Origin of the sequence: Sphingobium sp. Cam5-1 (genome assembly GCF_015693305.1) — a bacterium.
Classification (GTDB): Bacteria; Pseudomonadota; Alphaproteobacteria; order Sphingomonadales; family Sphingomonadaceae; genus Sphingobium.
Genome location: NZ_CP065139.1, coordinates 223,464 through 243,929, shown reverse-complemented (window position 1 = coordinate 243,929; position 20,466 = coordinate 223,464). Strand labels below are relative to the sequence as shown.

Genomic DNA, 20,466 nt, shown 5'->3' with positions numbered 1-20,466 from the left:
GCCCAGAAAAGAGTCGATCTCCATGCTCGGCATCAGATGGCTTCGAGCGCTGGCCAGCGAGTGGGAAGTTGCAAGATCAGTGAGGACGCGGCGCATGTTAGTAATGGCCGCGTTTATGCCGATAGTGATAAAGCAGCACCTTTAGCCCCGTATTTTCCACATCGCTCCAAGTCGTCCCATCGGGCAACAGCGCGGCCTATGTCATGACAGGTGCGTTGATCTCGACCACTATCGTGGCCATCTGCTCCAGCGGGGTGAGGGGCAGCAAAATCATGTCCGCGCCCGCCTCAACAAACAGATTGCTTCGACGAATAACTTCATCGACCCCATAGCCTTGGTCATCGTCGAGCGGCGTCGCCCATTGCGTGTCGGTTCTTCCAATCACAACACACTCGCTGCTTGAACGCGCGCCAACCGCAGCAGCGATCTTATCGGCGGTAACTTCAGCGCTCTCGATCCGGGGCTGATGCGTTACGTGCTTGCCGAACAACTGGTCTTCGATGTGAAAGGCATTCGCGCCTGCTGCCTCTAGCACCCGGACGGTACGCACGACATGAACGGCATTTCCGAACCCAGCTTCAGCGTCGGCGATGATCGTCGATTCCGGGACTGCGTAACGGACATTGCGAACGCAGTCAGCCATATCGTCGAGGGACATGAACCCGGTGTCGGGCAAGGCATATTTGCTCGCTGACACGGCAAGGCTGCCAATGCTTAGCACGTCGAAACCCGCCTCAAAGGCCACACGGGCACTCATTGCGTCGAAAATCACCGGAACCGCAATAAGCTGCGGCTGCTCCAATCGCGTGCGAAACGAGGGGCGGCTCATTGGCCTGTTCCGCAAATAGTCTCATTCGACATAGGATTTCCCTCCAATTGGGAACGTAACGGTTTCCCTCGTTATCTCGTTAAGCGCCTTGGCTTGCCCGCCTGAGCAACAGTCGAGTGACTGTTACGCCACCCGGAATGAAGCTGGTCGTCAGCAACCATCTCCATCGGGACTGTTTCCCCGATGATAGGCGGCGGTCGAGCAGGTGCGCTGCGCCTCAATTATAAAAGTCGTTCTATAACGTAATCGAGTTATGATAAAGATAATATGATATGTCGCCATTTCCTGAGATCGGAAGGAGCATCCTGTTGAAATCGTTTCGGTTTGATCCTTCACCTTGGCAGCATGCGATTCAGGGCATAATCGATGCCCTGGGCGAAGAGGACTTCGCGGAGCGTCTGCTCGCCTCGCTGAAAGAGATCATCGGCGCGGACGGAGTCGCGATGTTTGAATTGACTCCGGCTAACGCGAAGCCGCTTTTTTCGGCCGGTATCGATGCATCCGACCTTCGAATCTTACATAACGACATCAGCTCGGTGGCTCAGCATCGCGCGCGCGCTTCGGCCGCCGAAGAGGACGCAGGAATACTCCCCGCTGAAGCTGATCCGTTCGAGTTGCGCTTTCAGGATACCGAGGGCCACGGCGTCATATGGTGCAGCCGTGGCTCTGACGAAATCCACGCTATGGCACTTGTCCGCCGTTTCGAATCCGGAAGATTTGATGATCTAGCGATCGCTCAGTTAACCGAGGTCGCGCAGGTTCTGATCAAGGTTTGCACCAAGCAGATATATCTGTGCCGACGGATGCCCGACCTTGCCGTTCATTTTGGCTCGCAAGAAAGCATCGACCAAACGTTAAGGGTTTGCGGCTGGGGTTTGACGGCGCGTGAGCGGCAGGTCGCGGTCGGCATCATTCGCGGCGTATCGGCGTTGGGCATATCGCTTGAGCTCGGACTCAGCGAGGACACCGTATCCACTTACCGCAAGCGGACCTACCGACGGCTGGGTATCGGAAGCCGTCACGAACTTTTCCGCAAATATCTCGAAGCCTTGCCCATGGTGGCTTGATCGCCGCTTCGTCTGCCTTCTCAGGAAGGCCCCGCTCACTTCGGGTAGTGGCGAAAGATCATCTCAGCGACGCAAGCAGGTTTTTCGGAGCCTTCGCGTTCCACCGTGCATTCGAGAATGGTTTCAACGACATTTCCCTGAATCATCTGGCACGACAATATTTTCGGCGACAGCCTAATACGCGACCCGACGGGAACAGGCGACGGAAAGCGAACCTTCCCATACCCGTAATTGACCCCCATTTTGAATCCCTCAAAGCGGAACACCCCCGTGTTCAGTGCCGGGAGGAGTGACAAGGTCAGCAAACCATGCGCTATCGTTGTGCCGAAGGGGCCGTGCTTGGCGCGGGCCTCGTCTACGTGAATCCACTGATGATCGCCGGTCACATCGGCAAAGGAGTTAATGCGGTCCTGATCAATCTCGACCCATTCGCCTGGCCCCAGCGGTTTTCCGATGAGGGCGCAAATGCTGTCGAAACTGTCGAAAACTCCAATCATGATAATCCCCTTAAGTCCATCCTGTCAGGCGCAGCCCGAACGGTTCAACCATGACAGTCAGAACCTCACCGCGTCCGGAGCAGGAAAGGACGACAATCTTCGCGCTCGATCGCTAGAGAATTGGAATGCGCGGCCTTATTCGTCGTCAATAGCCCTTGAACTGAGGGGCGCGCTTCTCGCGGAACGATGCGATGCCTTCAGCGGCATCTTCCGAACGGGTGCAGATGTCCTGCGCCATGGCTTCAGCCAGTAAGGCAGTTGCGCGGTCGCTTTCGAAGGCGACGTTGAGCTGGCGCTTCGCCATGGCGATCGCGAGCGTCGGCCCGGCAGCGAGCCGCTCGGCTAGTTTGGTGACCGCGACATCGAGTTCGTCGCCTGGCACCACCCGGTTTACGAGGCCGAGGGCGGCCGCATCGATTCCGCTGATGCTGTCGCCAAGATAGATCATCTCCTTGGCTTTCTGCATGCCGACCAATCGCGGCAAAAGCCATGCTCCCCCAGCGTCAACGGTGATGCCCCGGCGCACAAAAACTTCTATGAACTTTGCGTCTTCGCTTGCCACGGTTAGATCCGAGGCAAAGGCGATGTGGGCGCCAAGTCCTGCCGCGGTTCCCTGGACGGCGGCGACTACGGGCTTTGAGCAATCCTGGATCGCTTTGATGACTTGCTGCGCGCCGCACATTACACGCCGCATCGCTTGGCCCGCATGCGGTTGCGCGGCAATATTGCCGACATCGGCGCCTGTACAAAAGTGCTTCCCGTTGGCCGCTATGATGACTGCACGGACGTCACGGTCGTCCGTAGCCAATTCCAGTGCTGAAACCAGCGTATGGCGCATACTGTCCGTTAGCGCATTGGCTGCCTCGGGGCGATTGAGGATCAAGCGCAGGACGCCATTTTCCTGCGATCTCAGCACCTCGCCATTGTCGGTCATCGCTTATCTTGTCCTGTGGTTTTATTCTCATCATCTGCATGCGAATTCGGTAGCGACCTCCGCATCAGATACCGTTTCGCGGCGTCAAGACATCAGGATAGCAGACTGGAAGGTTCTTAATCTGTCCCCATGACAGGGACGTTTTCAAAGCCGGATGCGCGCGCTAGACCATCAGGGATATGAAAATGGTCGTCTTCACTTTAACGTTCGGCAATAGCAGATTTACCGCTAACGGCGGTGCCGCCTTGGACGTTGTCTGCACCGCCACTGGTAGAGAAGCGATCCCGCACAACCGACCAGGCGGACTTTCCGCTTGCCGCGTTTTAGAGGTGCTTCCATGAAAATCGTTCGCATCGGCGCTGGAGCCGGCTTCTCTGGAGACCGCATCGACCCGGCGGTAGAACTGGCCGAAAAAGGCGACATTGAATATCTGGTCTTCGAATGTCTGGCCGAGCGTACCATTGCACTGGCGCAGCAGGCGCGGCGGCTTGACCCTGAAGGCGGCTTCGACCCGCTGCTGGATCAGCGGTTCGAGGCAGTGCTGCAGACGTGCGTCAGGCGCGGCATCAAGATAATCACGAACATGGGTGCAGCTAATCCCAAGGCCGCTGCTGCAAGGGTCGCGGAGATTGCGCGCTCCCGCCAGCTCTACGGACTGAAGATCGCGGCAGTGACCGGCGATGACGTGCTTGAAGAATTGCGCCGCCACGATGCAACGCTGCTGGATAGTAGGGATCGGGCATCGTCGCTCGGCGACGCTATCTTCTCGGCAAATGCCTATACAGGCGCTGGTCCTATCGTTGATGCGCTGGCCAAGGGCGCGGATATCGTGATCACTGGCCGGGTTGCCGATCCCGCCCTATTCCTTGGGCCAATGATCTACGAATTCGGCTGGGCCATGGACGACTGGGAAAAGCTCGGCCGCGGCACGGCGATCGGCCATTTGCTGGAGTGCGGCGGTCAGGTGAGCGGCGGCTATTTTGCCGATCCGGGCAAAAAGGAAGTGGCCGATCTTGCGCGGCTGGGCTTTCCGATCGCCGAGGTCAATGAACAGGGCGACGCCGTGATCACCAAGGTGCCGGGCTCGGGCGGGCGCGTCGGTGTAGACACCTGTACCGAACAACTTCTGTACGAGGTGCATGATCCGAAGAAATATCTTCAGCCCGATGTCACGGCCGACTTTTCGCATATAGAACTGAACGATGTAGGTCCTGATCGCGTGGCGGTGACCGGCGCGGGAGGGACCCAGCGGCCAGATATGCTGAAGACCTCTATTGGTTATCTGGACGGCTATATCGGGGAAGGGCAGATATCCTATGCTGGGCCGAATGCCCTTGCGCGCGGCCGCCTGGCGCTGCAAATTCTGGAAGAGCGCTTCCGTCTCAGGAAGATCGATGCCACCGAAACGCGGTTTGAGCTGATCGGCGTCGATTCCATCCTCTCCGGCCGCGGGACAGAGATTCTCGAGCCCAAGGAAGTGCGCGTCCGCGCCGTCGGCCGCACGCGCACGCTTGCGGAAGCGGAAAGGATCGGACGGGAAGTCGAGGGGCTCTACACAGCGGGACCCGCAGCCGGTGGTGGCGCGCAACGGTATGTGCGAGAGGTCATGGCGATCAAGTCTGCCCTCGTGCCGCGTGACTGGGTGCGGCCCGCAATTGCGATCGAGGTAAGTTGATGACACGGTTGTACGACATCGCGCACGCGCGCACGGGTGATAAGGGCGATATCTCCGACATCTCGGTTATCGCCTACGACCGAGCCGATTACCCCCGGCTGGTCGAGCAGGTGACGGCTGATCGGGTGCGCTCGCTCTTCAACAATGAAGGGCCGGTCGATCGTTATGAGGTTCCCACATTGGGCGCGCTCAAGTTCGTCCTGCACGGTGCGTTGAAAAGCGGTGTGACGCGCTCGCTGGCGCTGGATGCGCATGGGAAATGCCTGTCTTCCCTGTTGCTTGAACTTGAACTGGACGATTGCTGACCGCGCATCTGTAGGCAATGTTTTTGCCGATGGGCGATCCCGTCGCCGCTTCTGATCGCAACCTGCTCTAGTCCGTTCGAACGTTGTTAGGGCGTGTCCGCTCTTTCATTCTTCATCCGCCGCATCGCAGACGCAGAGATCGCGGGTGTGCAATCGACGAAGGACGCATAATGTTGCAAGGGAAGACGGCTGTCGTAACAGGTGGCGCACAGGGTATCGGGCGGGCGATTTGTGAACTCTATGCAGCCCAGGGCGCGAAAGTCGCCGTTGTCGATATGCAGGACGGTGAAGCGGCGGCGGCGGGCATCCGGGAGGGCGGCGGCGAAGCCATTTATGTGCAATGCGATGTTACCGCCCGCGCCTCCGTCAATGCAGCAGCTGCGACCATCCGCGAAAAGCTGGGACAGATAGATATTCTCGTCAACAATGCGGGGAACACCAGCCCGGCGATGATCGAGAAGATGACCGACGACAATTGGGACAAGGTCATTGCGGTCCATATGACCGGCGGCTTTTATTGGCTACAGGCCGCGATCCCCGACATGATTGAGAACAAGTGGGGGAGGGTCATCTTTTCCTCATCCTTTACCGCGCAGTTGGGGTCGATCGGCCAACTCAGCTATTCGGCTGCGAAGTCAGGCATATTGGGAATGGTGCGGTCGGCATCGCGGGAACTGGGCAAGCATAACATTCTGGTCAACGCGGTATCCCCCGCTGCGCCGACCGAAATGAACCGGAAGGTCCGCGAAGACCCCAAATTCGCCGAGCGTCATGCCGCTATTGTCGCGGCCAGCACGCTGCGGCGGGAGGCTCCGGCCGACGAGGTGGCCAAGGTCTATCTGTTCCTCGCGTCCGACCTCTCATCCTTCGTAACGGGGCAGGTCATTTCCGCTGACGGCGGCCACATGATGGTGCGTTGATGCGGGTCACCAATATTTGCCCCCGGGCGTGATTGTGCGGCGCCCTCAGATGACGGCGCACCATCGCCCCGGCGATACATTTGCACTGGAGGATCGATCATGACCGATGATCATATGGAGCTGGCGCCCTATCGCCGTTATCTCGACATGCTGGGCGAAGGCGTGTTGGGCTATCAGCGTTGCGAACTCTGCGATCGGGCGATTTTTCAGCCAAGGCTGAACTGCACCGATTGCGGATCTACCCGGCTGCGCTGGGAAGCAAGTTCGGGGCGGGGTACGGTATATTCTGCGACCGAAGTCATCACCAAGGAAGGCCGCTATAACGTGGTGTTGATCGATCTTGATGACGGCTTTCGCATGATGAGCACGATAGTCGGCAATCAGGGCGGCTCCATCGGATCGCGCGTCACGGGACATGTCGAGCGGATGGGAGAAGCAGCACGCTTCGTGTTCGAGGTGATCGCATGAGCCAATTGCGCGGCAGCGCATGCATCGTCGGTGCAGCGGAATCGGATTTGGGCGATGTCGGGGTTGATCGGTACGGGATTGATCTCGCTGCCCAGGCCGCATTACGGGCGCTGGACGACGCAGGGCTCACCGTGCGGGATGTCGATGGACTTTACAGCATCGTGTCGCATCGCTTCCTTGCCAATCTCGACCTGGCCGAAATGCTGGGCATTCGTCCGCGCGTAAGCGGCTCGGCAAACATCGCGGGCAGTTCGGCGGTGGCCAACCTGATCCACGCATCGGCCGCGCTGGCCGCTGGCCTCGCCGGCACGGTGCTGATTGTCTATGGCAATACGCCGCGTGCTGACGGTCGGCGCAAGATGCCGCATCTGCCGCCGGATCAGCCTTCCTACCAGGCACCCTATCTCCCACGCGATCCTGTCACCGGCTATGCCCTCGCTGCTGCACGGCACATGCATCAATTCGGCACGACACGGGAGCAGCTGGCCGAAGTAGCCGTTGCCGCTCGCGCATGGGCGCAACTTAATCCGGTCGCGTTCACCTATGGCAAAGGGCCATTGACCATCGCCGACGTACTCGAAAGCCCGATGGTTTCGACCCCACTCAGCGTACGCGACTGTTGTCTGGTCACTGACGGGGCCGGGGCGATCGTGGTGACGCGCACAGATAGGGCACGTGACCTGCCCAAACCGCCTGTAGCCTTCCTCGGCGGGGGAGAGGCGCACTGGCACCGTTCAATCTCGCAGATGCCCGACCTGACCGTCACCGCGGCCACGCAATCGGGTGCCGCCGCCTTCGCGATGGCAGGCCTAGCCCCCGCAGATGTTGATGTCCTGCAACTCTATGACGCCTTCACGATCAACCCCATCCTCTTCCTCGAAGACCTCGGCTTCTGCCGGAAAGGGGAGGGCGGCGCCTTTGTCAGCGGTGGGCGGATCGCGCCAGGTGGTGCGCTGCCTGTTAACACCAGCGGCGGCGGGCTCAGCTACTGCCATCCCGGCATGTACGGCATCTTCACGCTGATCGAATCCGTTCGACAATTGCGGGGGGAAGCGGGCGCGCGTCAGGTGGCTGGCGCACAGGTTGCTTTGGCGCACGGCAATGGCGGCCAGTTGTCGAGCCAGGTCACGGCCATCCTTGGCACGCTGGATACGATATGATCCTGTTGCGGAACAGGAACCTTCGTCACGACAGTCCGGGAAATAATCCCGAGCTGTCGCACCTCGGTTTGCTACCATATAGCAGCAAGATTATGCGGATGTGGGAGCCTGCACATTCAGCATGGCGCGCACTTCCTCCGGCGAAGCGATCTCCCGTCCCACCCCTCGTGCAACCTCGACAACTTTGCGGACTACATCCGCATTTGTGGGCACGCCAAGTTCGGGAAAGGCATAGTCACCCAATCCGATGCAGATATGACCACCAGCCTCTATAATCTCTGGCAGAAGGGGCAAGTAGCTGCCCCCGGCGAGCATTACGTTCCAATGGATATTGGCATGCGTCAAGTTGTCGAGATAAGCACGCAATCCGTTCGACGTTGCCGGATGCCCGAACAAAATGGACGGTCCACCCAATACGAAGCTGACGTAAGTCGGTGTATCGACGTCGCCAGTACCGAGGAAAGCGTCCATGAGTCGTATTCCGGACAAGCCATAGATGACCAATTGCGGCTTCACTCCGAGTTCACGGAGCCTGCGGGCCATGCTGCGGAGATCGCGCGCACTATTCTGATAAACCCAGTTATCGACAATGAACTCCTTCGATTCCGGGTTCCAGACATCGAAGTTCAGCGATCCCAAATCAAGCGGCGCGATGTCAGGCCTCATCGAAGGCATTGCGGCCAACGCTTCGACATTGCTCAGTCTGAGCAAGGGGTCGTCGCCATGGTCGAAATGGCCCAGTGTCGGATGCACGAGCATCGAAGAGCATGACCGGATTGTTCCGATGATCTCAACCACTGATTCCAGATCCGACACCTCGGCACCCGCATCGTTGCGCGGATGGAAATGCGCGATCGTGGCGCCTTCATCATGCGCGTCCAAAGCGGACTGTATGATCTCGGCACTGGTGTATGGAATATTCGGGTTCTCCGCCTTCTTCCGCAATTCGTTCTGCCGAACTTCGATGATCAGTTTGTTCATATCCAGTTCCACTCACGTTCTTGTTGTTGTATTGTGCGCATCGTCCCACCTAACCCGGCAACAGAGATCTTTCCATCGTTCCGATTTTAGATGTGTTTCCCATCATGATGGACGAAAATTGGACGATATATATGAAAATGCCAAAATTTATTGGCTGAAAACGACCGCCATCGGGTTTCCAGCGACGAATCCTGTTAAATATCGTCGAACTCAAATGTTCGTGCAATGGAAAAGTCGAAGAATCTTGCGATATTTTAAGAGGCAGCAATCCACTATCTCTTCAAACGTGAGAAATCGCCACTTGGAAAGCGAGTTACGGCCCACCTCGACAGGCGATGATTGGAGCAGGATGATCCAGTTACCGGAATGGAGTACCAAGACATGATCCTGAGATTGAACGGCGACGAGCGGGCGAATGAACTTGCGAACCTGCCTGAATGGTCAGTTATTGGCGATCCGGATGGGATCACACGGCGCTTTCTGTTTGCCGATTTCAGCACTGCATTTGCTTTCATGACGCGGGTGGCCATTCTGGCGGAAAAAGCCGATCATCATCCCGAATGGTTCAACGTCTACAATCGGGTGGACATCACCCTGACGACGCACGATGCGGGAGGATTGTCTCGGCGGGACATCGATATGGCAAAAGCGATCGACAGCTTGCTTTAAGCCGACCGATCAAGGGATTGCTCCACGGACGATGCTGGCATCTGTTGGATCATGCGAAACATTCAGGCGCTAATGGAAGAGTGCGGCTGTCGAAATTCTCAAATTCATACAAGACATTGGTTAGGAAACGTAAAGATGAATGCTATTCAAGGCCAAACAACTAGGCTTACCCACCCCTTCCTCGACGGTCAGCCAAAGCGCCTGCTCATCGATGGCCAGTTCGTCGAAGCGGCTAGCGGCAAGATGTTTGAAACAGTCAATCCGGCTACCGGAGAGGTGCTGGCTCAAGTGGCCGAAGGGGATGCGGAGGATATCGGCCGGGCGGTCGCAGCGGCCCGGCGGGCTTTTGAAGGCCCATGGGGCCGCTCCAAACCGGCCGAACGTCAACGTTTGCTGTTGAAAGCAGCGGATCTGCTTGAGGCACGGTTTGACGAATTCGCCATGCTTGACACGCTGGACATGGGCGCTCCGCTGTCGCGTACGCAGGGCGGGAAGCACCGCTGTGTCGGCATGCTGCGCTATTATGCCGGCCTGGCTACGGCCATGCACGGCGAAACCATCGACAATTCGGTTCCCGGAGATTTCCTGAGCTATACCGTCAAGGAGCCTGTCGGCGTAGTTGGCGGTATCATCCCATGGAACAGCCCGCTCGCGACTGCGATCTGGAAGGTCGCACCGGCGATCGCCACGGGTTGTACGATCGTACTCAAGCCCGCCGAGGAAGCGCCGCTTTCACCGCTTGCCTTTGCCGCGCTTCTGCTGGAGGCGGGTGTGCCCCCGGGGGTAGTCAATGTTGTGACCGGCTTTGGCGAGACTGCGGGCGCCGCTCTGTCGGCTCATCGAGATGTGGACAAGCTTGCCTTCACTGGCTCCGGCGAGGCCGGTCGACATATCATTCGTGCATCGACCAGTAACTTCAAGCGCCTGTCCATGGAGCTGGGCGGTAAGTCGCCGGACATCGTCTTTGCTGATGCCGACCTTGACGCCGCAGTCGCAGGCGCGGCGATGGCGGTATTTCTCAATGCCGGACAGATTTGTTGCGCCGGGACGCGATTGTTTGTCGAACGCAGCATTCATGATGAATTTGTCGAGCGGGTAGGCGCATTTGCGGCCAAGCTGAAAGTGGGCAACGGTATGGACGCCGGGATCGACATGGGACCGCTGGTCTCGCGCCAACAGTTTGATCGTGTCACTGGCTATTTCAATAAGGGCGTCGATCAGGGCGCACGCACAGTCACGGGTGCTGAGCGGATCGACACAGGCGATCTTGAAGGCGGATTTTTCGTCGCGCCAACGGTGTTCGCCGACGTCAAGGATCAGATGGATATCGCGCGGGAGGAAATTTTCGGTCCAGTGATATCGGCCATGCCGTTCGACGATATCGAGGACGTTATCCGCCGCGGCAATGACACTGAATATGGCCTGGCCTGCGGCGTGTGGACCCGCGATCTCAAAAAAGCACATCGGATGACCCGCGCTATCCGCGCAGGCATGATCTGGGTCAATTGCTATAACGTGCAGGATCCCGCCATTCCGTTTGGCGGTTACAAGCATAGCGGCTTTGGTCGTGAGGGTGGCCAGCAGCACATGGAAGAATATCTCAACGTCAAATCCGTTTGGCTCAACATGCAATAATAGTCTCATCGAGCGGGCGGTCCGATGCGTCGGGCACGCCCGCCGATACAATGTGGCTGGGGTGAATGATGAACAGCCTCGCCAGAGCGCTGCGCATCCGGGAGCCGAACAACAGGAAATGTCGTCGGCGATATTCATCGACGAGCCATAGGCCGTGGCCACTATTCGGCACCCTCTGTCCCACAGGTGTCTGAAGGTTCATTCTGACCACCTCACGGCGAGCTAAGCCGCGAGGTCGACCCATTCTTCGCAGCGAAATCACCGTGATCTATGCGCGTCAAATTTTTGCTCACAGTCGAAATAATGTCTGGCTGAATGATGCGTACAGTGGTACGCCTAGCGTAATGATGATCGAGGGAAGTAAAATGGCGGCGAAAAGTGAGCGGATTCCCGCTCGCGAATCGACTTGTGAGGCCAATCGAGGCCCTGCGTTCGCGCGCGATTATAGGGGAGGCGCTGACGTTGACGGCGCGCCCGTCCTTTCTTTGGTAGGCAAACTATGAGCGGGGCTGGGCAACCACGGGTCATGGTCGTTGGGGCCGGGCCTTGCGGCGCGTTGATCGCTAACCTGCTAGGTGTCTACGGCGTACCGACCCTTATCATCGACAAGAACAAGGGCATCATACCTTACCCTCGCGCCGTCGGCGTGGATGATGAATCCTTGCGCGCATTGCAGGCGGCGGGCCTTGCTGACCGTGCGCATAGCGACATGATCCAAAATCAGCTCCTGCGGTATTTCGACTCGACCGGTCGACCGTTGATCGACGTCGCGCCTTCCGATCGGCCCTTCGGTTGGCCAAGGCGCAATTCCTTCATCCAGCCAATGCTGGAGGAAGTTTTGCGGGAAGGCTTCAACCGGTTTCCGCATGTCGAATTCCGCAACGAAACAGAGCTTGTCGCTTATAGCGAAGATGATCGCGTAACGGCCACGCTGCGGTCGTCCGATGGCCGCGAGGAAACAATCACCGTGGACTATATCGTCGGTGCAGACGGCGGCAGCAGCACGGTGCGACAGCTTGCGGGGATCGAGCTGGTTGGCAGCACTCTCGCGGCCCGCTGGCTGGTGATCGACATCAAGAATTCGGGAATACATGCCCCCTATGCTGGGAACTACATCAGCAGCAAACGGCCCTATGTCTCGATCGATCTGTCCTATGGTTACCGCCGGTTCGAGTTCCGCCTGAATGCCGATGAAACGGTTGAACAGGCGACGCAGCCGGAATTCGTCTCCAGGCTGATCTCGGAACGATTCAGGTGGAATAACCAACTGGACATAAGTGGCGCTCCCCGCGTTTATTCGCACCATTCCCGTGTTGCCGAAAAATTCCGGGCGGGCCGGATTTTTCTGGCCGGAGACGCTGCGCACCTTCAACCGCCCTGGTTCGGGCAGGGCATGAACTCGGGAATACGCGACGCAGCGAATATTGCCTGGAAGCTCGCAGCCGTCACCCGTGGCGAGGCGACGGATTCCCTACTGGATACCTATGAGGTCGAGCGCCGCGGTCATGCGACCGAAATGGTGAAGCTTGCGACGACACTCGGCCGCATCTACTCGCCAAAATCGACTATGGGTGAGAAAGCCCGATCCGTATTCTTTCGGACGCTGCGTCATTTCCCGCAGGCCCGCGACTATGTGACCAAGATGAAGTTCAAGCCTATGCCACGCTACCTTGAGGGTGTCGTTGCAGGCCTGAACGGCACGGTCCAGAACCGCAAGCGCCCTAACCCCATTGGACGAATGCTCATCCAGCCCGACGTTGAACTGACGGACGGCACGCGCATGAAGCTCGACGAAGCGTTAGGCGACCGGTTCGCCCTGGTCGGACTTCGGATGGACCCTCGCTCGGCCCTCGACAAGAACGAACTGGCTTTCTGGGAAGGCCTCGGCGCCCGGTTCGTGCAGATCAATCGCTCGCGCATAGCAAAGCCGGATATCGCAGCTGCGGACGGCCTTCTTGTGCTTGACGACGTGGAAGGCGGATTCAGGGATTGGGAAGCGGCATGGAAATACCGGGTCCTGTTCGTGAGACCGGACAGATATCTGGCCGGCGCTACTCTACCGGAAAATACGAATGCCATCTCACATATGCTTCAAATGACGATCGGTGTAGGGCACTGACATGACCGACGCACGAACGCGATCGTCAGGGGAGTTTGATGGCAAACGAAGAAGTGATCGCACCACGCGATATGGTGCAGTCCCTTATCAAGGGTCTCGCAGTCATCCAGGCATTCGGACCTGATCGGAAATCCATGTCCATGACCGAAGTGGCGAATACGATAGGAATTTCGAAGCCGAGCGCCCGGCGGTTTCTGTTGACGCTTCAATCGGCCGGCTATGTGAGGCGCGAGGGTGAGCAGTTCCGGCTGCTGCCCAAGGTACTCGATCTGGGCCTTGCCTATTTTTCGTCTATCGATCTGCCGGAGATTGCCGAGCGGCATCTCGAAGAACTGAACATGCAGGTCAAGGAGGCATGCTCACTGGGCATCCTTGATGGCGACAGCGTCATCTACATCGCGCGAGCGCAATGGCAGCGAGTGCGTTCGGTTTCGGTAAGGGTCGGCACCAGAATAGATCCCGCCACCACGGCACTGGGACGTGTGCTGCTTGCAAGCCTGCCTGATGACGAACTCGACGCCTGGATCGACCGGCATAAATTCGAGGTGTATACGGAATATACTGTCGCAGACCCCAAACGACTCCGCGCCATTCTGGACGATGTTCGCGAGAAAGGCTGGGCAATGTGTGATCAGGAGGTCGAACTGGGAGTGCGGACGCTTGCCGCGCCAGTTCACAAACCTGGCGGGAAAGTTGTTGCCGGGGTGAACGTGGCAGCGAACTATCAACGCGTTCCACTCGACAAGCTGATTGAGGATGTTCTTCCTCAGTTGCTGGATACCACCGCTCGCATCGATCGCGATCTTGCAGTCTACGGGCCGGGGCTGATCGATTATTAGGATTATCAACATTCAATCGTGAAGGGCCGCAAGTGGCCGACCGGGGCATGTCGCAGGAACGTTGGAATGATGGAAGTTATATCGGGATAAGGTACAGGTAGATGAAGAACCATGTTATCGTGACCGGCGCGGCGGGCGTGTTGGGGCAAGCGGTTGCGAAAACCCTTCGTGCAGCCGGACATCGCGTGACCGGCATCGACCGCGCGGAAGTCGGCGATGGCGAAGGCCTCTATCTCGGCAACATCGATCTCACCGATCCACAAGCCGCGAAGGCAGCGGTCGAGCAGGCGATCGCATCACAGGGCGCGATATCAGGGCTGGTCAACGTCGCTGGTACGTTCCGCTGGGAGACGGTGGCTGATGGCACCGATGCCAGCTGGTCGATGCTGTTCGATATCAACCTGCGAACCGCCGTCAACGCAGTGCGCGCAGCCTTGCCCTCCTTGCGTGAAGGCGGCGGCGGAATTGTCAGCATCGGTGCTGCGTCAGCGTTGAAGGCCGCCGCGGGCATGGGCGCCTATGCCGCGAGCAAGGCAGGCATTGCCAAGCTGACCGAGGCCTTGGCCGAAGAGGAGAAGGACAATGCTATCCGCGTCAATGCCGTGCTTCCATCGATCATCGACACGCCAGCCAACCGCGCCGACATGGCGGATGCGGACTTCAGCCGCTGGGTCGCGCCGGCAGCCGTCGCCAGCGTGATCGCCTTCTTGCTGTCCGACGGGGCTTCCGCCGTAACCGGGGCTTGCATCCCCGTGACCGGGCGCTGCTGATAGGCCGACGACGATCGGGACGACGACATCGGAGCCGCATATTTCATGATATATTCGGAGCGCATTGCAATGATAGCTCCGGCTTTGCAGGAGAAGTTGGATGTTTGACATAGTTATCCGCAACGCCCGTGTTTGTGACGGCTCCGGCAGCCCTATCTTTAACGGATCGGTCGCTGTGCGAGATGGCCGGATCGTCGCTATCGGAGAGGTGGAGGGTCCGGCGAAGGAGATCGTCGATGCAGGCGGTCTCGTTCTGGCGCCGGGCTTCATCGATCAGCACACCCATTTCGACGCGCAACTTTTGTGGGACCGCCTTGCCGAACCATCGCTGGAACATGGCGTAACGACGGTCGTGACCGGCAATTGCTCCCTGTCGCTGGCTCCCGTAAAGCCCGAGCATCACGACTATCTGGGCGGCACTTTCCGCAAGATCGAGGAGATGCCTGCCGAGGCCATGGACGCGGGCGTCAAATGGAATTGGCAAACGTTCGACGACTATCTCAAGCTGATCAAGCAGGACTTGGGCATCAATGTCGCGCCCGTGGTCGGTCACAGTCTGCTGCGGCTGTGGGTGATGGGTTTCGACGCGCGTTCCCGTCGCGCGACCCCCGCCGAAATCGCGGGAATGCGGGAACTGCTGCGTGAATGCTTCAAGGCGGGCGCGGTGGCGATGAGCACGAGCTGGGTCGATGTCGATGTCGATAATCGCCCGGTTCCATGCCGGTTGGGGGAACCCGACGAACTGGATGCCCTTTGCGCGGTGATCAGCGAATTTGGCGGAACGTTGCAGGTGGTCCCGGAATTTTTCCTTGTCGATATGTTGATGGTTCGCATCGACATTCTGGCTGACCTGTCCCGCAAGCATGGGATCACCTGCACCTTCTCACCGATATTTGACTCCGAAGCCTATCCGGAAAATGTGGGCATGGCTGTGGAACGCTCGCGGCTGCAATCGGCCAATGGCGCGCGGGTCATCCCGCAGATGCAGGTTCGCTCGATCGACATTGCTTTTGAACTGAACGCGACCAGCTCGCTGGTATCGACCATGCCGCGCTGGTGGGCCATGTTGGCTGCTGGCCGGGACGCGACGAAGGCGGCATTGCGCGATCCTGAGCAGCGCAAGCAGCTGGTGGAGGACGCACTGAACGTGGTCCCGCCGCTTGGCCTCAAGCTGGACTTCAACGAAGCGATCGTCAAGCGGGCCATGCTGCCGGACCATCAGCCCTTGCTGGGACGGAAGCTCAAGGACATCGCCGCTGAACGGGGCACGACCAGTGTCGATGTGATGATCGACATCGCGCTGGCTGAAGATCTGAACGCATCCTTCGGCCTGGAAGATCTGGCGCATGACAATGCAGACAAGATCGGCCGCTATCTGGCTGACAAGCATGTGGCAATCGGCGCGGCCGATGGTGGCGCGCATCTGGCCCGGTTTGCGACTTATGGCGATACCGGCCTTCTGTTCTCGCGCTATGTGCGCAGCGGGCTGATCCCGATCGAGGAAGCAGTCCGTAAACTGACCAGCCATGGCGCGCAGGTTTGGGGACTGAAGAACCGGGGCGAAATCAAGGTTGGTTATGCCGCCGATCTCGTTCTGTTCGATGACCAGACAATCGACCGTGGACCAGAGATCGTTGTCCATGATCTGCCAGGTGGAAAAGGCTTTCGCTATCTGCGCCGGGCGAGCGGCGTCAGCAAGGTATGGGTTAATGGCGCCCTGACCTATGATGGCGAGACCGGCTATTCCGGCAAGCGTTGTGGCACGATCGCCGCAGGTGGCGCTGGCAGCATTCCGGCGGCCCCGGGACGGTCGCCCGAGCCGCTGCGGCGCTGGGTCTATCCGCAGTCGTCCGACAGCTGGGAAAAAATGGCACAGCGTACGCTGCCGGATCTTCCAGTCGATGAAGCTGTCAGCCAGCTTCAAAGCTGGAACCTGTATCTCGCTTACCGCCTCGCTCCCGCGGAAATCACGCCGCAGGACATCCTGTTTATCGAACCGCCGGTAGCCGCTTGATGCAGGAGGCGGTCATAGCCAGCGTTGCTGCGGTTGCGACGCACGATGGTGAAGCCGCCCTCGTCGTCGTGCTGGCTCATCCCGGGGGCGGGCAGTCATATGTCCAGATGAGCGGCGAAGACGCGGCCGAAATCGTCGAGCGCGCCGGGAAATCCAATCCCGGCGAGCTCGTCGGGCTGCCGTGGACCGTGTTGCAGATCAGGGCGACCAGCTTCGTCTGAAGCTGGCGACCGGCACCGAAGCGGGACGGGGCGCGACAAATATTATTTCGGCCTCCTCCCCTGAGACGGGGACGCAAGCTCGTGTCATCACGCCCTTCTCTTGGAAGGACACCGCGACCGAGCCGTTTGCTCCACGAGAATAAGGATAATGGGATGGAAGGCCGCTCGTTCGGGAATTTGCAATGAAACGCGCCGCATCTGCGCTCGATTATCGCGAGTTGGCCCGCCGCCGCCTCCCGCCCTTTCTTTTCGAGTATATCGACGGTGGCTCTTATGCGGAGGTAACGCTTCGCCGGAACATCGCCGATCTGGAAGACGTCGCACTTCGCCAGCGCGTGTTGACCGACGTATCCGCCCTGGATCTCACGACCGAGCTGTTTGGCCGGCGGCTAAAGCTGCCGGTGGCGCTCGCTCCGGTTGGTTTGGCGGGTATGAACGCCCGTCGCGGCGAGGTTCAGGCCGCGCGGGCGGCAGAGGCAGCTGGCATCCCCTTCTGCTTGTCGACCGTCTCTGCCTGCCCGATCGACGAGGTGGCGAAGGGGACGAACACGCCATTCTGGTTTCAGCTATACATGATCCGGGATCGCGGGTTCATGCGGGAGTTGATGGCGCAGGCCAAAGCGGCCGGATGTTCGACACTTGTATTCACCGTTGATATGCCGGTGCCTGGCTCACGTTATCGTGATTATCACTCCGGTCTGGCCGGAGCGCCCGGCATCGGCGGTGCGATAAGGCGCACATGGCAGGGCGCTATGCATCCGCGATGGGCTTGGGATGTGGGCATTTGCGGACGTCCTCATCAGCTTGGCAATGTCGCGCCGGTGCTTGGCAAGAACACCGGCCTTGAAGATTTTTTCGCGTGGATGCGCAACAACTTCGATCCGACAGTAACCTGGCGGGACCTGGATTTCATTCGAGAAAATTGGGACGGCCCTTTGATTATCAAAGGCATTCTGGATGTTGAGGATGCAAAGGCCGCCGCAGCTTTAGGCGCCGATGGCATAGTGGTTTCCAACCATGGAGGTCGGCAGCTGGATGGGGTTCCTTCGTCCACGCGAGCTTTGCCCCCGATCGTTGATGCGGTTGGCGGCAAATTGACGGTGCTGGCTGACGGAGGCGTGCGTTCAGGACTGGATGTAGTGCGCATGCTTGCCCTTGGCGCCCAAGGTGTGCTGCTTGGCAGGGCCTGGGTTTACGCCCTTGCCGGTGGAGGGCAAGCCGGGGTTTCGCATATGCTGGCGCTTGTGGAGGCGGAAATCCGCGTCGCCATGGCGTTGACAGGCCGAACGAAAATCTCGGACATCGACCCGACATGTCTCGTCAAACTAGATGGGTAGCATTTTGACCAATATCGGCCGCTCGTAGCGGCCGATATTGTATTTAGCTCCTCTAGTTCCTCGCGTCCGCCGGGGTATGGCGATCGACGAACCATTTGACCAATTGGTTGAAGTCCGTTGAATATTCCACCTGGCTCCAGTGCCCGCACTTTGAAAACATGTGCAGCTCGGATTGGGGAATTAGCTGATGGAGCTCCCAGCTGCGCCTGGCCGGGATAATGGCATCCTCCCGGCCATGTACCAGCAGAACCGGCATGTGAAGCGAGCGCAGCCCATCCTCAGTCAGTGGGAACTCGGCGCGGTCAATCTCGCGTGCGGCGACGACTGCGGCGAAGCGTTCACGCGCAGGTTCGGATTGCAAAGCCTTGAACCGTTTTACGACCAGATCCTCTGGCACAATCGACGGATCATAGACAAATTTGTGAAGGACTTTCCGCACCCCGTCCAGGCTGGTATCGGCTGCGGCCTGGCCTGCTATACTGCTCGCCCTTACCGCACCTCCGGTTCCCATGGACACAATCCCGCTGACTCGATCGGGGTGATCGATAGCCAGTTGCAAGGCGATCCAGCCACCGAGCGAATTGCCTATAAGCCAGGTCTTGTCGATGTTCAGTGCGTCGAGAACGCGCAGGACATGATCCACCCATGCCCGAATTCCCAGACCTGCGCCCGCCTGCATCTGCGTTTCCCCGAAACCGAGAAGGTCAGGGGCGATCACGCAATGCCGCTGCGCGATCGATGGTAGATTAAGCCACCAGTTCGCGGTGGCAGAAACGCCCGGCCCGGAACCATGCAGGAAAGTCAGCGGACTTCCTTCACCCGCAACGATGACAGAAGTCAGTTCGCCAGGCGCGGTAGCCAGCATCTGAGGCTCGAAATTCATCACCATGACTATTGATGTCCTCCAATAATGCCCATTCCGGTGACCCAGCTCCGGATGGGTTCATAAGCCAGACGCTCCACCGGCCGTGACCATGCACCCAAGGCAGCAAGCCACGCTCGCACTTCGTGGGCGCCATTGCCGGCCGCGGCTTCGACCTGATCGGAATCCATATCCAGCACAGCGTCGATGTCCCCCGCCGCAATCCGCGACAGCACCCAGTCGTCCCATTCGACGTTGATGTTGCCGTCCACTCCATCGGCTATCCGTTTGGCGAGGGAACGGTCCCGCTTGCGGCTGTAATCGGCGGCCAATGCTCGGCCAGAGATGAGATACTGCCTTGTCGTGTCATCAAGCGCCGGATCATCGACAGCCATGGGCTTAACCCAGTGAGAAAGCCCGCCGGAACCGATAATGCAAACCCGGTTCGCGGAACTGGACGCAGCGATGGCACGACCGACGGCTTGCCCAAATTCGTAACAACGCCGAAATGACGGGCGCGGCGCTGAACCGCAATTCACCATGATCGGCACTATGGGCAAACCGCTCACCAGCACATCATGCGGTTGCGCGATTCCATGGTCGATGCCCATGCGCACGGAAACGGCGGGATCGAAGCCTTGACCTCTGGTCCCATCGACTATGACGCGACCGAAGGGAGCAGCTGACAAAAGGGGTCCTTCAGAAGTGCCATAGTCGCCGATACCGATAACCTCATCGACGCCGATACAGAATGAGGGCATGACGTCCAGGAAGAAGTTCCGGTAATGATCGGGGCCGAAAATGACCAGCGTATCCGCGCCAGATTGCTCGATCATGGTCCGCGCGCGTTCGACGCCCTCGGTAAATATCGCGCCCGGCCCGCTGATCTTGCGTTCGCCATTCCAGAATGGAGCGTGGCTCATCGCCGCAAATGCTACGATATCTGCCATGATGTCTGCTGTCCCTACATTTTGCGCAATTCATCAAGGCGGTAACCAGTCATGGACCACCTGCTGAGACCCTGATACGATATGCGTACTACGGTTGCGCTATTCGTAGCAATCCTTTAAATGGCTGTGAGCCGATAATTGCGGGCAGGCGCGGTCCGACGATTCCAATGGCCGGGGGGACCCATGTCTGGCATCTTATGGAAGATAAGGAGAT

20 protein-coding genes are annotated in these 20,466 nt (G+C 58.8%); 14 read left to right on the top strand and 6 right to left on the bottom strand.

Going from position 1 to position 20,466, the window contains the following annotated elements:
* Window positions 1–196: 196 nt before the first annotated feature.
* Window positions 197–802 carry an isocitrate lyase/PEP mutase family protein gene (locus tag IZV00_RS15230; protein WP_196227265.1) on the bottom strand — a complete coding sequence of 202 codons (606 nt, stop codon included), beginning with the start codon at window positions 800–802 and terminating at the stop codon, window positions 197–199.
* Window positions 803–1,137: 335 nt separating this feature from the next.
* On the opposite strand from IZV00_RS15230, the gene IZV00_RS15225 reads away from it, so the two are divergent.
* The gene (locus tag IZV00_RS15225; protein WP_196227264.1) at window positions 1,138–1,896 is read left to right on the top strand and encodes a helix-turn-helix transcriptional regulator; all 759 of its coding nucleotides are present in this window, start codon (window positions 1,138–1,140) and stop codon (window positions 1,894–1,896) included.
* A gap of 35 nt (window positions 1,897–1,931) precedes the next feature.
* Here IZV00_RS15225 and IZV00_RS15220 read toward each other — a convergent pair whose 3' ends face one another.
* Both IZV00_RS15220 and IZV00_RS15215 read right to left on the bottom strand, forming a co-directional pair.
* Window positions 1,932–2,393: a MaoC family dehydratase gene (locus tag IZV00_RS15220; protein WP_196227263.1), complete on the bottom strand. Its 462-nt coding sequence runs from the start codon at window positions 2,391–2,393 to the stop codon at window positions 1,932–1,934.
* A gap of 145 nt (window positions 2,394–2,538) precedes the next feature.
* Complete coding sequence (locus IZV00_RS15215; RefSeq protein WP_196227262.1) at window positions 2,539–3,327, bottom strand: enoyl-CoA hydratase/isomerase family protein; 789 nt, start codon at window positions 3,325–3,327, stop codon at window positions 2,539–2,541.
* A 337-nt stretch (window positions 3,328–3,664) separates the two neighbouring features.
* Between IZV00_RS15215 and IZV00_RS15210 the strand changes: the two genes are divergently transcribed.
* From IZV00_RS15210 to IZV00_RS15190, 5 genes are all read left to right on the top strand, one after another.
* The gene (locus IZV00_RS15210) at window positions 3,665–5,002 is read left to right on the top strand and encodes an acyclic terpene utilization AtuA family protein (protein ID WP_196227261.1); all 1,338 of its coding nucleotides are present in this window, start codon (window positions 3,665–3,667) and stop codon (window positions 5,000–5,002) included.
* Complete coding sequence (locus tag IZV00_RS15205; RefSeq protein ID WP_196227260.1) at window positions 5,002–5,307, top strand: AtuA-related protein; 306 nt, start codon at window positions 5,002–5,004, stop codon at window positions 5,305–5,307. The genes IZV00_RS15210 and IZV00_RS15205 overlap by 1 nt, the downstream gene beginning before the upstream one ends.
* A 170-nt stretch (window positions 5,308–5,477) precedes the next feature.
* Entirely contained in the window at window positions 5,478–6,227 is a 750-nt protein-coding gene (locus IZV00_RS15200) for an SDR family NAD(P)-dependent oxidoreductase (RefSeq protein ID WP_230463456.1), read from the top strand.
* A 99-nt stretch (window positions 6,228–6,326) separates the two neighbouring features.
* The gene (locus IZV00_RS15195) at window positions 6,327–6,695 is read left to right on the top strand and encodes a Zn-ribbon domain-containing OB-fold protein (RefSeq protein WP_196227259.1); all 369 of its coding nucleotides are present in this window, start codon (window positions 6,327–6,329) and stop codon (window positions 6,693–6,695) included.
* Complete coding sequence (locus IZV00_RS15190; protein ID WP_196227258.1) at window positions 6,692–7,855, top strand: acetyl-CoA acetyltransferase; 1,164 nt, start codon at window positions 6,692–6,694, stop codon at window positions 7,853–7,855. Before IZV00_RS15195 ends, IZV00_RS15190 begins: the two co-directional genes overlap by 4 nt.
* 90 nt (window positions 7,856–7,945) lie before the next feature.
* Here IZV00_RS15190 and IZV00_RS15185 read toward each other — a convergent pair whose 3' ends face one another.
* A complete protein-coding gene (locus IZV00_RS15185) occupies window positions 7,946–8,836 on the bottom strand; it encodes a 3-keto-5-aminohexanoate cleavage protein (protein ID WP_196227257.1) in 891 nt (296 codons plus the stop codon).
* A 381-nt stretch (window positions 8,837–9,217) separates the two neighbouring features.
* On the opposite strand from IZV00_RS15185, the gene IZV00_RS15180 reads away from it, so the two are divergent.
* From IZV00_RS15180 to lldD, 8 genes are all read left to right on the top strand, one after another.
* The gene (locus tag IZV00_RS15180; protein ID WP_196227461.1) at window positions 9,218–9,505 is read left to right on the top strand and encodes a 4a-hydroxytetrahydrobiopterin dehydratase; all 288 of its coding nucleotides are present in this window, start codon (window positions 9,218–9,220) and stop codon (window positions 9,503–9,505) included.
* Window positions 9,506–9,640: 135 nt separating this feature from the next.
* The gene (locus IZV00_RS15175; RefSeq protein ID WP_196227256.1) at window positions 9,641–11,140 is read left to right on the top strand and encodes an aldehyde dehydrogenase family protein; all 1,500 of its coding nucleotides are present in this window, start codon (window positions 9,641–9,643) and stop codon (window positions 11,138–11,140) included.
* Between the two features lie 526 nt (window positions 11,141–11,666).
* Complete coding sequence (locus IZV00_RS15165; RefSeq protein ID WP_196227254.1) at window positions 11,667–13,259, top strand: bifunctional 3-(3-hydroxy-phenyl)propionate/3-hydroxycinnamic acid hydroxylase; 1,593 nt, start codon at window positions 11,667–11,669, stop codon at window positions 13,257–13,259.
* 38 nt (window positions 13,260–13,297) lie between these two features.
* Window positions 13,298–14,098 carry an IclR family transcriptional regulator domain-containing protein gene (locus IZV00_RS15160; RefSeq protein ID WP_196227253.1) on the top strand — a complete coding sequence of 267 codons (801 nt, stop codon included), beginning with the start codon at window positions 13,298–13,300 and terminating at the stop codon, window positions 14,096–14,098.
* 101 nt (window positions 14,099–14,199) lie between these two features.
* Window positions 14,200–14,868: an SDR family oxidoreductase gene (locus tag IZV00_RS15155; protein ID WP_196227252.1), complete on the top strand. Its 669-nt coding sequence runs from the start codon at window positions 14,200–14,202 to the stop codon at window positions 14,866–14,868.
* Between the two features lie 100 nt (window positions 14,869–14,968).
* Window positions 14,969–16,882 carry an N-acyl-D-amino-acid deacylase family protein gene (locus tag IZV00_RS15150; protein WP_196227251.1) on the top strand — a complete coding sequence of 638 codons (1,914 nt, stop codon included), beginning with the start codon at window positions 14,969–14,971 and terminating at the stop codon, window positions 16,880–16,882.
* Entirely contained in the window at window positions 16,882–17,103 is a 222-nt protein-coding gene (locus tag IZV00_RS15145) for a hypothetical protein (protein WP_196227250.1), read from the top strand. The genes IZV00_RS15150 and IZV00_RS15145 overlap by 1 nt, the downstream gene beginning before the upstream one ends.
* Before the next feature lie 182 nt (window positions 17,104–17,285).
* Window positions 17,286–18,440 carry an FMN-dependent L-lactate dehydrogenase LldD gene (gene lldD, locus IZV00_RS15140; RefSeq protein ID WP_196227249.1) on the top strand — a complete coding sequence of 385 codons (1,155 nt, stop codon included), beginning with the start codon at window positions 17,286–17,288 and terminating at the stop codon, window positions 18,438–18,440.
* A gap of 52 nt (window positions 18,441–18,492) precedes the next feature.
* On the opposite strand, the gene IZV00_RS15135 is transcribed toward lldD, so the two are convergent.
* Window positions 18,493–19,323, bottom strand: a complete 831-nt coding sequence (locus IZV00_RS15135; RefSeq protein WP_230463455.1) for an alpha/beta fold hydrolase — start codon at window positions 19,321–19,323, stop codon at window positions 18,493–18,495.
* A gap of 8 nt (window positions 19,324–19,331) precedes the next feature.
* A complete protein-coding gene (locus IZV00_RS15130) occupies window positions 19,332–20,252 on the bottom strand; it encodes a 2,3-dihydroxyphenylpropionate 1,2-dioxygenase (protein ID WP_196227247.1) in 921 nt (306 codons plus the stop codon).
* Between the last annotated feature and the right edge of the window lie 214 nt (window positions 20,253–20,466).

Bases quoted from the DNA above. Each gene is read 5' to 3' on its own strand.
- IZV00_RS15205 (WP_196227260.1), top strand. From the start codon at position 5,002: ATGACACGGTTGTACGACATCGCGCACGCGCGCACGGGTGATAAGGGC.
- IZV00_RS15165 (WP_196227254.1), top strand. From the start codon at position 11,667: ATGGTCGTTGGGGCCGGGCCTTGCGGCGCGTTGATCGCTAACCTGCTA.
- lldD (WP_196227249.1), top strand. From the start codon at position 17,286: ATGAAACGCGCCGCATCTGCGCTCGATTATCGCGAGTTGGCCCGCCGC.
- IZV00_RS15150 (WP_196227251.1), top strand. From the start codon at position 14,969: ATGTTTGACATAGTTATCCGCAACGCCCGTGTTTGTGACGGCTCCGGC.
- IZV00_RS15215 (WP_196227262.1), bottom strand. From the start codon at position 3,327: ATGACCGACAATGGCGAGGTGCTGAGATCGCAGGAAAATGGCGTCCTG.
- IZV00_RS15220 (WP_196227263.1), bottom strand. From the start codon at position 2,393: ATGATTGGAGTTTTCGACAGTTTCGACAGCATTTGCGCCCTCATCGGA.
- IZV00_RS15185 (WP_196227257.1), bottom strand. From the start codon at position 8,836: ATGAACAAACTGATCATCGAAGTTCGGCAGAACGAATTGCGGAAGAAG.
- IZV00_RS15200 (WP_230463456.1), top strand. From the start codon at position 5,478: ATGTTGCAAGGGAAGACGGCTGTCGTAACAGGTGGCGCACAGGGTATC.
- IZV00_RS15135 (WP_230463455.1), bottom strand. From the start codon at position 19,323: ATGAATTTCGAGCCTCAGATGCTGGCTACCGCGCCTGGCGAACTGACT.
- IZV00_RS15130 (WP_196227247.1), bottom strand. From the start codon at position 20,252: ATGGCAGATATCGTAGCATTTGCGGCGATGAGCCACGCTCCATTCTGG.
- IZV00_RS15145 (WP_196227250.1), top strand. From the start codon at position 16,882: ATGCAGGAGGCGGTCATAGCCAGCGTTGCTGCGGTTGCGACGCACGAT.
- IZV00_RS15195 (WP_196227259.1), top strand. From the start codon at position 6,327: ATGACCGATGATCATATGGAGCTGGCGCCCTATCGCCGTTATCTCGAC.
- IZV00_RS15190 (WP_196227258.1), top strand. From the start codon at position 6,692: ATGAGCCAATTGCGCGGCAGCGCATGCATCGTCGGTGCAGCGGAATCG.
- IZV00_RS15160 (WP_196227253.1), top strand. From the start codon at position 13,298: ATGGCAAACGAAGAAGTGATCGCACCACGCGATATGGTGCAGTCCCTT.
- IZV00_RS15175 (WP_196227256.1), top strand. From the start codon at position 9,641: ATGAATGCTATTCAAGGCCAAACAACTAGGCTTACCCACCCCTTCCTC.
- IZV00_RS15210 (WP_196227261.1), top strand. From the start codon at position 3,665: ATGAAAATCGTTCGCATCGGCGCTGGAGCCGGCTTCTCTGGAGACCGC.
- IZV00_RS15155 (WP_196227252.1), top strand. From the start codon at position 14,200: ATGAAGAACCATGTTATCGTGACCGGCGCGGCGGGCGTGTTGGGGCAA.
- IZV00_RS15180 (WP_196227461.1), top strand. From the start codon at position 9,218: ATGATCCTGAGATTGAACGGCGACGAGCGGGCGAATGAACTTGCGAAC.